This is a genomic window from Gudongella sp. DL1XJH-153 (assembly GCF_049310905.1).
Taxonomy (GTDB): domain Bacteria; phylum Bacillota; class Clostridia; order Tissierellales; family Tissierellaceae; genus Gudongella.
On sequence record NZ_JBMEMN010000053.1, the window covers coordinates 1 to 12107 of the forward strand.

9 protein-coding genes are annotated in these 12107 nt (G+C 37.5%); 8 read left to right on the forward strand and 1 reads right to left on the reverse strand.

What is annotated here, in order from left to right; all coding sequences use genetic code 11:
* Positions 1–215 precede the first annotated feature (215 nt).
* The 8 genes from ACOEN1_RS12985 (at position 216) to ACOEN1_RS13020 (ending at position 11452) form a co-directional block, all read left to right on the forward strand.
* Complete coding sequence (locus ACOEN1_RS12985; RefSeq protein ID WP_422487330.1) at positions 216–2465, forward strand: putative bifunctional diguanylate cyclase/phosphodiesterase; 2250 nt, start codon at positions 216–218, stop codon at positions 2463–2465.
* Between the two features lie 700 nt (positions 2466–3165).
* Positions 3166–4326, forward strand: coding sequence for a DUF3798 domain-containing protein (locus ACOEN1_RS12990; RefSeq protein ID WP_422487331.1), 1161 nt, complete (start codon positions 3166–3168; stop codon positions 4324–4326).
* A gap of 130 nt (positions 4327–4456) precedes the next feature.
* On the forward strand, positions 4457–6079 hold the full coding sequence (locus ACOEN1_RS12995; protein ID WP_422487332.1) for a sugar ABC transporter ATP-binding protein: 1623 nt from the start codon (positions 4457–4459) through the stop codon (positions 6077–6079).
* Positions 6072–7115, forward strand: a complete 1044-nt coding sequence (locus tag ACOEN1_RS13000; protein WP_422487333.1) for an ABC transporter permease subunit — start codon at positions 6072–6074, stop codon at positions 7113–7115. The genes ACOEN1_RS12995 and ACOEN1_RS13000 overlap by 8 nt, the downstream gene beginning before the upstream one ends.
* On the forward strand, positions 7115–8407 hold the full coding sequence (locus tag ACOEN1_RS13005) for an ABC transporter permease subunit (protein WP_422487334.1): 1293 nt from the start codon (positions 7115–7117) through the stop codon (positions 8405–8407). Before ACOEN1_RS13000 ends, ACOEN1_RS13005 begins: the two co-directional genes overlap by 1 nt.
* Positions 8408–8554: 147 nt before the next feature.
* Positions 8555–9778: an FprA family A-type flavoprotein gene (locus ACOEN1_RS13010; protein WP_422487335.1), complete on the forward strand. Its 1224-nt coding sequence runs from the start codon at positions 8555–8557 to the stop codon at positions 9776–9778.
* Positions 9779–9914: 136 nt separating this feature from the next.
* A complete protein-coding gene (locus ACOEN1_RS13015; protein ID WP_422487336.1) occupies positions 9915–10790 on the forward strand; it encodes an AraC family transcriptional regulator in 876 nt (291 codons plus the stop codon).
* Positions 10791–10810: 20 nt separating this feature from the next.
* Complete coding sequence (locus ACOEN1_RS13020; RefSeq protein ID WP_422487337.1) at positions 10811–11452, forward strand: GyrI-like domain-containing protein; 642 nt, start codon at positions 10811–10813, stop codon at positions 11450–11452.
* Positions 11453–11454: 2 nt separating this feature from the next.
* On the opposite strand, the gene ACOEN1_RS13025 is transcribed toward ACOEN1_RS13020, so the two are convergent.
* Positions 11455–11979, reverse strand: coding sequence for a GNAT family N-acetyltransferase (locus ACOEN1_RS13025; protein WP_422487338.1), 525 nt, complete (start codon positions 11977–11979; stop codon positions 11455–11457).
* Positions 11980–12107: the final 128 nt, after the last annotated feature.

Consider the following 12107-nt stretch of genomic DNA (forward strand, 5'->3'; position numbering starts at 1 on the left):
AAAGTCAGTACGAGGAGTCTAAAATATATTACGGAGAAGCTATAATTATTTTTATCCGACAGTAAATTGACACTATCTGACTCTTACATAAAATTGACCCAAATATACACCTATGGTATACTTTTCAAGTATGATGTTTATATAATGCATTTCATCAGAGCTAGCTTATATCAATAATTTGAAGCTCTTAGTGATTAAACAATAGGGGTTGTCTTATGCGGAAGGATAAACTTAATAGTTGGAATATCAGATATTTTTTAGTGCCATTTATTATTTTGATTATTTTATTTTCTATAGTTACATATGTAATTGCCGAAAATCGTATAGATGAAAGATATAAGAGCTTTGAAGAACAGTCCATTAGCATGGCAGACAGTTACTCTCAAGCTCTTATCTATGCACACGATGCTCAGTCTATAATAACCGATATGCTAAATGAAAAACTCATAATCGTCAGTAAAGCAATATCCATGATTGATAATCATGATGATATTGCTGTTTTAGTTGAATTAGCAAAGGAACTGAATCTAGATGAAATTTCACTGTACAATAGTGATGGTGAAATCATATTCAGTAATTACGAAGATTTTATCGGTTGGAAAGTATACGAGGGACATCCAATTTATGATTTTATGATGAGTGATGATAATACAATGGTTGAAGATATACGTCAAGATGTAATAAGTGGAGTATATAAAAAGTATGGTTATGTAAAGAATGAGGATGGTTCATTTATTCAGATCGGAGAATTGGCAGAAACTGTACATAATTTAATTGGGCAGTTTGAGTTCCAGCAGCTGGTGAATATTATTGCAGGTAAAGATGACATTGTATATGTTACTTTCCTGGACAATGACTTTAGTGTTCTGGGCAGTAGTGTCGATCAAACTCCTGAGACAAATCTAATTGATGAAAGCTTCAAGGAAAGAATAGAAAATGAAGACTATAGTCCAGAAAGAATTGAGTATGAAGGTCAAGATCTACTGCAGACAAGTGTTCCAATATATCATGATGGTGAAAAAAACGGAACGCTTAATATTTTATGGTCTACTGAATCTGTTGATAAGGAAATATATAGGCTTATTTTAGATGGATTCATTCAGATTTCAATAGTATTTGTATTTATGACAGGTGTCTTATTTTACGCATACAGAAAAAACAAGTCCAATATAGAAATTGCATTTTATGATAAACTGACCGGTCTTCCAAACGATGAATATCTTATGGAGTACCTAGAAGAATTGATTGCTGATTTTGATGACAAAAAAGCAATAATGCTAATTAATACCAAGAACTTTAAGACTCTTAATATGACATATGGATTTTCATATGGGGATTTTGTTATAACCCAAATAGCCAAAAAAATAAAAGGTGTCCTGGAATCGGATGATAGGTTATTCAGGTTTAATGCGGATAGATTTATACTAGTTGTGAACAGCTATGGTAGCAGAGAGGAACTTATTCAAATGTCATGGAGAATTCTTGAGGTTTTTAGGAATGAGTCCATGGTAACAAGTGAGTATCAGTATGTGAATGTAGAATTAGGTATTGTTGAAATCAGAGATAGTGATACGACAGTGGATAGATTATTGCAGGATGCTACGCTTGCATTGTCTTACATAGACAATAATACAAACAGCCCTGTGCGTTTCTACGAGGAAGCGATGGAGGATGTTGTTAGAAGAGAAGATAGGATTGAAAAATCTTTGAGAGCAATAATAAATGAAACGAGTGAAGATAGTTTGTACCTTTGTTACCAACCTAAGATGGATATTAAAGGGAAGCAAATAATGGGATATGAAGCATTGGCTAGGTTACACTTGCAAGATATCGGGAACATCTCTCCATTAGAGTTTATTGACATAGCAGAAAGAAGACAGTTGATATATGACCTGGGAAAGATAATACTTAAGAAATCTTGTGAATTTTTAAGTAGAGTCAATAGAAGTGGGTTTGCAGAGATTAATGTATCCGTAAACATATCTGGAATGCAAATTCTGAGAAAAGAATTTGTAGATGATGTTTTTGAGATTGCAAATTCATATAAAGTTGATCCAGGGTATTTGGAATTTGAAATAACCGAATCAGTTCTTCTTGAAAACTATGAGATTATAAATCAAAAACTGAAACAAATAAAGGAGATGGGTATTTCGATCTCAATAGATGATTTTGGAACTGGATTTTCATCACTTGCTAGACTTAAGGAATTAAACATCGATATAGTAAAGATTGACAAGTATTTCATTGACGGGATAATTGAGAAGGATGAAACCAAGATAATTACAGCTGATATAATTTCAATGGCTCACAAGATGGGACTGAAAGTTGTAGCTGAAGGTGTGGAATATCAAAAACAAATGGATTATCTCGAAAAGAACCATTGTGATATGATTCAAGGTTACTTTCTAAGCAAACCTATAGAGGAACAAGAAGCTATTGAGAATCTTGGAAAATTCATCTTATAGATTTAAGAGGTGAGTATTCAGACGAAACAACGGCAAAATGGCAGTATGTATTATCCATAAAAGCTAATGAGTCAATACTCCAATATTCATCAACTCAGTATCAGAGAGAATGGAAAAGGGTCGGTATTTCAGATTTTCAAGTAAATCAAGAAAAAAAGAATCACAGTATTGTTAGATACATGACAATATCTTAAATGATTGTTTAAGTCACCTTATTGTATTGACTTAACCAAGACAAGGTTACTAATTGTTGAAAATCAGACGATATGTTGTAGTGCCAAACTGATATGGTTTACAATAATTAATTTGGTTTCTCAATTTCAAAAATATAATTATCAGTGGGCATATGATTTGAAAAAAACCCTTTAAACTGTTGGGAAAACAATAGTTCAAAGGGTTTTTATTTGTCTTGGTTTTAGTTCAAATAGTAAATCAAATAAGTCGTATATGCTAATTATTAAACAATAACAGAATGATTAGAAAATTCTTGCATTATATTTAATTCTCGAGTATAATCTTAAATAAGTGTTAGCTTGGATGGTTTTATGCTTTTTTAAGTAACATGTATTAAACTTATTTGATTCACGTTTTTAAGCGTGATAAGAAGTAAAATTCCGTTGTTTTGAGGGGAGGAATGGAAGAGTAGGTTAGCATATATTACTTGTATCAAACTACAAACGAAAATTTAAGGGGGATTCAAATGAAAAAAGGTATAGCTTTATTTTTGGCGTTAATGATGATGTTTAGTTTAGTTGGTTGTGGAGCAGAAGCACCGGCAGAAGAGCCAGCAGAAGCACCAGCTGAAGAACCAGCAGAAGCACCAGCTGAAGAAGCTGCGTATAAGATTGGTGTTATGACAGGAACAGTATCTCAAGGTGAAGAAGAGTTTAGAGCTGCTGAGAATATGAAAGAAAAATATGGTGACATGATCGTCCTATCTACATATCCTGACAGATTTATGCAGGAGCAGGAAACTACAATAACTAATATGATGGCAATGGCTTCAGATCCTGATGTTAAGGCGATTGTAATGGTACAGGCTGTACCTGGTGCAGCTGCAGCAATTGGTAGAGTAAGAGAAATGAGAGATGACATATTGTTTGTACTTGGAGTTCCCGGAGAGGACCCAGATGTTATAGCTGAATACGGCGATGTAATAATTCAGACAAATGACCTTGCTCGTGGATCACAAATTGCACAACAGGCAAAAGACATGGGAGCAGAAGTTCTTGTACATTACTCATTCCCAAGACATATGTCATACGAAATGCTAGCTGCAAGAAGAGATTTGATGAAGGAAGAAGCTGAGAAGATTGGCCTGGTATGGGTTGAGCAGGATGCACCAGACCCAACAGGAGATGCTGGAGTACCAGGAACACAGCAGTTTATTATGGAAGACCTACCACGGAAGGTAGAAGAGTACGGAGTAAACACAGCATTCTTTGGAACCAACTGTTCGATGATGGAGCCAATGATTCGCCAAACTGTTGAAACAGGAGCAATATTCCCTGTACAGTGTTGTCCATCACCTTACCATGCACTACCTGCAGCACTAGGGATAGCAGTACCAGAAGACAAAGCAGGAGATCTTGATTACATCCTTAGCGAAATTGACTCAAAAGTTGATGAAGCTGGAATGGATGGAAGAGTTGCATCTTGGTCAGTGCCAGTAAATATGATGTATGTTGAAGCAGGCGTTGATTATGCAATTGAGTATCTTGAAGGAAACACTAATGGTAAAGCAGATGCTGAAGTTTTAACTACAATCATGGAGAGAGTTGCTGATGGAGAAATCGTACTTGGAAACTATGGCAATTACGATCATTACTTCTTGTATCTTGGAGCAGCTGTTGAATTTTAGTCCTTTAAACAGATAAAATAGACACTCATTAAGAATTTGAAATATACATTATTAAATATTGTGCAAGGCATATGCCTTGCACAATATTATGTCACTCCATGAAATCTGCATAAAAGGAGGGAATATTCATTTGAATAAAGAACAGAACAATGATCAGTATGTCTTGGACATGAGAGACATTGGAAAAGAGTACTATGGAACCAGAGTGCTATCAGGCATAAACATTAGTCTAAAGCCAGGTGAAATACACGGTATATTAGGAGAAAACGGCGCAGGTAAATCAACATTGATGAACATTTTGTTTGGTATGTCGGTAATACATAATACTGGTGGATTTGAAGGCACTGTTTTCGTAGATGGCGAGGAAACTTTTATCGAATCACCTGTTGAAGCAATGCACAAAGGAATTGGAATGGTTCATCAGGAGTTTATGCTTATTCCAGGCTACAGCATAACAGAGAATATTAAGCTGAACAGGGAAATAACAAATCCTGGAATACTAAGCAGAGTGGCAGGGAAGAAATTGGAAACACTTGACATGAAAGCCATGAACAAGGATGCAAGAAAAGCCTTGGATAAACTTGGCATGAACGTAGAGGAATGGGTCAAGGTTGCAGGGCTTCCGGTAAGCTTTATGCAATTTGTTGAAATAGCAAGAGAATTGGACAAGGAGAATCTTAAGGTTCTGGTATTTGACGAACCAACTGCTGTTCTTACAGAATCTGATGCAGATAGGTTATTGGAAACCATGAGAATGATTGCGGATTCAGGCATTGCCATACTCTTTATAACTCACCGTTTAGATGAAGTGAAGCGGGTTGCAGACAGAATAACTATTTTAAGAGATGGACAGCATGTTGTTACAAAAAACATAGAGGATACTGATGTATTTGAAATGGCTAACCTTATGGTCGGCAGAGAAATTAAAATGGATTCAGCCAAGTCTGTATCATCCGAAGGAAAGAATGTAAAAATGGAGATTAGAGATCTCTATGTTGACATGCCTGGTGAGGTAGTCAAAGGAATTGATTTGGATATTTATGAAGGAGAAATTCTGGGAGTTGGCGGGTTGGCTGGTCAGGGTAAAATCGGACTTGCAAACGGAATCATGGGTTTGTATGAAACGGAAGGAACTGTTAAACTCGATGATAAAGAAATTACTCTTAATAATCCTGAAAAATCGCTAAAAGAGGGTCTTGCTTTTGTATCTGAAGACCGTAGGGGAATAGGACTGCTTTTGGACAATTCCATTGAACTTAATATTGCAGTTACATCAATGCAGATTCAAGGAAAGTTCATAAGACAAATTGGACCGTTTTCACAAAGGGATACAAAACAAATAAGGAAGCATTCACTGAAAATGATTGAAGAACTTGATATCAGATGCACTGGACCAGAGCAAATTACTAGACGTCTCAGTGGTGGTAATCAGCAGAAGGTTTGTATAGCCAGATCTTTAACTTTGAATCCAAAGGTTCTATTTGTATCAGAGCCTACCAGAGGAATAGATGTAGGTGCCAAGAAACTAGTGCTGGATACATTGGTTCAACTAAACAGAGATCATGGTATGACTATTATTATGACATCCAGTGAATTGGCTGAACTTAGGATGATATCCCACCGGATTGCCATAATAAATGAAGGTAAGCTGGAAGGAGTACTTCCACCAGATGCCAGTGATGTTGATTTTGGTCTGATGATGTCCGGTGAATACAAAAAGGTCAAAGGTAAAGAGGTGAAGACAGATGGATAAGGCTATTAAAGAATACGTTAACCGATTTGGCATTCCTCGGATAATAATTGTTGCATTCCTGCTATCTTTGTTGGTGATGGCAATAATGCTTGAAATACCTATTAATGACCTGCTATCAGATGCACTTGTGCGTACAGGCATGAATGGAATCCTTGTACTAGCCATGGTTCCCGGTATCCTTGCAGGCATTGGTCTAAACTTTGGGATACCAATAGGAATAGTTTGTGGACTTATTGGAGGTTTGCTGGCAATAGAGTTTGACCTCTATGGTTTTACAGCACTTTTCACTGCAGTTGCAATAAGCATTCCCTTATCACTAGTTGCAGGATATTTCTACGGTCTTCTACTTAACAGAGTAAAGGGATCTGAGATGACAATAGCTACATATGTAGGATTCTCAATAGTTTCTCTTATGAGCATAGGCTGGCTGATACTGCCTTTTACAAGTGAAGACATGAGATGGCCTATCGGAACAGGTTTAAGGACTACCATAACCCTACAGGGCAGGTATGAAAGGATCCTTAATGAATGGGGAGCGTTCGAATTATTTAATGTTAAGATACCTACAGGATTACTCTTGTTTATGCTTTTTTTCTGTTTTCTGGTTTGGGCATTCTTAAGATCAAGGACGGGGACTGCAATGATAGCTGCAGGGGATAGTCCAAAATTTGCTACAGCATCAGGAATCAATGTAAATAGGATGCGTGTAGTAGGGACAATGCTTTCGACAGCATTAAGTGCAGTCGGAATAGTAATATATAGCCAGAGTTTTGGTTTTATACAGTTGTATCAGGCTCCCATGTTTATGAGCTTTGCAGCGGTTGCAGCTATTCTTATAGGTGGAGCAACCATCAAGAAGGCTAATATAGCCAATGTAATAATCGGAGCTTTTCTTTTCCAGTCATTGCTAGTTATTTCTCTTCCTGTAGCAAATAAAGTTTTGGAAGATGTAAGTAGTCTGGCTGAGATCGCACGTATTGTAATAAGTAACGGAATAATTCTATATGCATTGACACAAATTGGAGGTGGAGAATAATGGATGAGAATATCAAAATTACCCCACCAGAAATAAGTTTAGGCAAGAAAGTAAAAACTATTTTGACCCATAACATGGTAACAGTGTTCTTTATTGTTCTTTGTGTGATTGGATTCTACTATTCAGGACTTTCTTTTGGTTTCTTAGTTAATGATATAATTACTAGAATGATAAGAAACAGTTTCCTTGTGCTAGCTCTTCTCTTGCCTGTAATGGCAGGTATGGGACTTAATTTTGCAATAGTGCTTGGGGCAATGTGTGCACAGGCAGCAGTAATATTTGTTACACATTGGGGAATAGTAGGGCTTCCTGGCATTGGTGTAACAGTTCTTCTTACAACACCACTTGCCATATTGCTGGGATACCTGACAGGTAGACTCTTCAATAAGACAAAAGGACAGGAAATGATTGGTGGTATGATACTGGGATTCTTTTCAAATGGTATATACCAATTAATATTCCTAATTATGATTGGAGGGGTTATTCCCTTTTACAATGAAACCCTTGTACTTAGCTCTGGAGTAGGTCTAAGAACTACGATTGACCTGGCTGGAGGCTTGAGGTATGCAATTGACGATTTCTGGAGACTACCATTTACAATTGCAGGAATGGGATTTGGAGTTTTAGTAATTGCGCATGGAATATTTCGATACATGAAAGGAATACCTTCCCTTGGACAGGAACCTGGGAAGAAAAAATATGTTTTCTCTGGTGCAAGCGGTATTGCGCTAATTGGATGGTTGATTTATGTAAGGGGCAGTGAATCAGTAATCAATATGATATCTGTGCCCATGCTAACAGCAATACTTATAGGGCTGATGTGTGTATTCACTACTTATTTTATCAGAACCAAGCTCGGACAGGACTTCAGGACTGTTGGACAGGACAGACATATTGCAGATGTATCAGGTATCCACGCAGACAAGACCAGATTGATGGCTATGATAATGTCTACTGTTTTTGCTTCATGGGGGCATATAATTTTCCTACAGAATCTTGGAACTTTCAGCACCTACGGAAGTCATGAGCAGATTGGATTTTATTCAGTAGCAGCACTTTTAATCGGTGGAGCTTCTGTAACAAATGCAAAAATTAGCCATGCATTGCTTGGAACATTGTTGTTCCATACTCTGTTTATTGTATCACCTTTGGCAGGGAGAAATTTGTTTGGCGATGCCCAGTTGGGAGAGTACTTCCGTGTATTTGTAGCATATGGAGTTATTGGTGTTTCACTTGTAATGCATGCTTGGAGAAAACAGCTTGAGAACAAGAGAAGACTTAGTCAACAGTAAATAAATTAAGGTATGACAAAGAGGCCTCGGGATAATCCCGAGGCCTCTTTGTTGGAACTTGACTAAAAAAACTCACAGGATATAATTAACATAAACGGATAAGGGGTAAATACATCATAGCAACTTATAATAAGAGGAGGCTGAAGCATGAAGAAAATTAAAATAGCAGATGGGATTCATATGCTATCCATGAATGTAGAAGATATGCTTTTTGAAGGTATATGGGAAATCGCAAATGGAGTAACACTAAACTCATATATTGTACAAGGTGAAAAAACAGCAATAATTGATGGTGTTATCGGTTGGGATGGAATACCCGAAACTCTTTACAAGAATCTTGAAGAAATAAATGTCCATCCAGAGGATATAGATTATCTTGTAGTAAACCATACTGAACCGGACCATTCAGGATGGATTTCAAACTTTGAGAAGATTAAGGACGACTTTACAATTGTATGTACAGAAAAGGCAGCAAAACTTATAGGTTCATTTTATGGGAAAGATAAAATCAAGATTGTAAAAGAAGGAGATACACTGGATCTTGGAAATGGAAAAGTGTTAAGTTTCCATCCAGTGCCAAATGTACATTGGCCAGACACCATGTATACTTTTGAAAAGGATACAAAAACGCTCTTTTCATGTGATATGTATGGATCGTTTGGTAAAATGGGAGAGCATCATTTTGATGATGAAATGACTCCAGATGAAATTGATTTTTTTGAAAGAGAAGGAATAAGGTATTATTCAAATGTAATGACTACATTTACGCCGATGCTTAGAAAAGCAATCCAGAAATCCAAGGAATTTGAAATCAATACAATAGCTCCAGGGCATGGTCCACTTTACAGAGGGAATCCTAGTAAGATTATGGATGATTACTCACGATTCAGTCAGTATGCTGAAGGTGCGGGTAAAAACGAAATAACAATTCTTTGGGGATCGATGTATGGCATGACAGCAAAGGCCATTGCCCATGCAGAAGAAGTCCTTAAGCGAGAGGGCATAAAATACAATAAGCTGGAAATGCCACTGGAAAGTGAAAGTCAAATGATTGCAACAGTATTCAAGTCAGCTGCATTAATAATTGCTGCACCAACATATGAGTATAAGTTGTTTCCTCCGGTAGCAGCAGCACTTGATGAAATTGGTAGAAAGAAAATTACTGGGAAGGTAGCTTTTCGCTTCGGATCATTCGGATGGTCTGGTGGAGCCGAAAAAGAGCTTGCTGAGATACTTGAGAGAAACAAAATGAAGTGGGATATGGTGGAGTCAGTTGAGTTTGAGGGATCACCTAAGGAGGAAGACTTAAAGAAAGTAGAAGCAGGCATTATGGAATTGATAGGTAAGATGAAGGACAAAATTGTAGAGTAGGTTTTGCTGGCTGGTCCCCTGGAGGGACTGGCTATTTTTCTTGGGAATAACAAGTGTACCCTACACAAAAAGACATCAAATGTCGGGTAGCTTTTCTCCCCTTATGCTATATTTATCATTGAAAGGAGCTTGGGGTATGAATTGGTTTGAAAGAATGAATGATGCGCTGGATTATATTGAAGACAATCTTTCTGGGGAGATTGATTATTCAGCTGCCGCTGAGAAGGCACAGTGTTCTGTATCTAATTTTCATCGTATGTTTGCATTTATTGTGGATTTCCCTCTATCTGAATACATACGAAGAAGAAGACTTTCTCATGCAGCAATGGAGCTTCAAAAAAGTGACATTAAAATTATCGACCTTGCACTAAAGTATGGGTACGAATCTCCGGATTCATTTACAAGAGCATTTCAGAAGCTTCATGGAATTACACCTTCAGGGGCCCGTAAGCAGGATGTTCAGCTAAAAATCTATCCAAGGATTTCCTTTCAGATTTCTATAAAGGGAGATGTTGAGATGAATTACAGAATTGTTGACAAGGATCAGGTAAAGATATTTGGAAAGAGTATTGCGGTGGATATAGATGAAAATCCAAATGAAATCCTACCAAGGTTTTGGGTGGAATTCCAGGAGGATGGGACCTACCAAAGAATTTGCGAAGCTGCAGGAGCTTTGCCCTATAAGGATATTTCATTAGGTGGAGCATTTTATGATTCTGTAGATACCAAGTCTGTAAAGTATAACTACATGATATTCACTGAATTTGAAGATGGAATGGAGATCCCTGAAGACATGGACTCAATTTCCTTGCCAGCTGGAAAGTGGGCGGTTTTTTCAGAGGAGTATGACGATGTTGAGGAATGTTCCAGAAAGATACAAAGCTTGTGGAAACGTCTGATGTCAGGGTGGATACTATCATCAGAATATGAAATAGCAAAGGGACCACAGCTGGAGGCATACCCACTTGATAGGAAAGTTGTTGAGGTATGGATACCTGTCAAAGAAAAATAATGTTTGGAAGGAGTAAGCATATGCCAGCCTATGATTTCAAAAAGGAGTATAAGAGTTTGTACAATCCGAAGAAAACACCGGAGATTATTGAGGTTCCTGATATGAAGTTCCTTATGGTGGAAGGATCAGGAGATCCCAACACTTCAGATTCATACAAGGAAGCTGTGGAAATTCTCTATGGATTGTCCTACACAATCAAGATGAGTAAAAAGAATGACACCCAGCCAAAGGGATATTTTGACTTTGTGGTTCCTCCCTTGGAGGGTTTGTGGTGGTTTGACGAAGATCATTTTAATGGTGAGGTCAAAAGCCGAAAGAATGAGTTCAATTGGATTATGATGATACGTCAGCCGGACTTTGTGACTGCAGAGGTATTTGAAATGTCTAAAGATGCTTTATACAGGAAGAAGCCTAGACTCAATCTCTCAAGGGCAAGGCTGGGAGAGCACAAAGAAGGTCTTTGTGCTCAGATTATGCATATAGGACCCTATGATGATGAGCCAGCAACTGTAGATAAATTGGAAAAGCATATTACAGCTGAAGGGTACAAGACCGTGATGGGAGGTTTAAGGCAGCACCATGAGATCTACTTGAGTGACCCAAGAAAATCAGCACCGGAAAAGCTTAAGACGATTATTCGCCATCCAATTGCAAAGATGTGAATCTATAGCTCTATCCAGTAGCGGTTGATTATTTCGCCCTCCACCTGGACATCCTTGTCGAAAACCCCACCATTTGATAGGATGATTTTTTTGCTGGCGATATTGTTTGCATCGCATGTTACCATAACCCTGCTTAAGCCATGTTCCTTACATTTTTGAAGGACCTGCTTAAGCATTTCTTTTGCATATCCTTTTCCTCTTTCAGCAGGTCTTACCGAATAGCCGATATGTCCTCCCCAAAGGCCCAAGATCGGGTGGTCAATATGATGTCTGAAATCGATGATACCTACAATGCTGTTATCATTAATTTTCACTGCCAAATAGGTGTTTGAGCAAACTTTTCCCTCCGGACAGGTTTCTTCATTTTCAAGAAGGTCAATTTCGTGGAGCCAGCCTGCTGCAGTATCATGGTCTCTAAGACTTCCACATCCTGCCAGACTGTCTCCTAATTGAAGAAACTCTTCTTTGTAAGTCATAATATCTTCGGCGTATTCAACAGCTGGTTTTATTAGTTTTATTTTGGACATTTTATCACCGTCTTTTCAGTAGTTTTAATGTTGAATTATAACTATTATCTCATATGTATTTGTCAATCGAAATCTGTACCATATTTTAATCGAAAACTGGTCCACTTAAGCGTAGTTTAATCACTTCT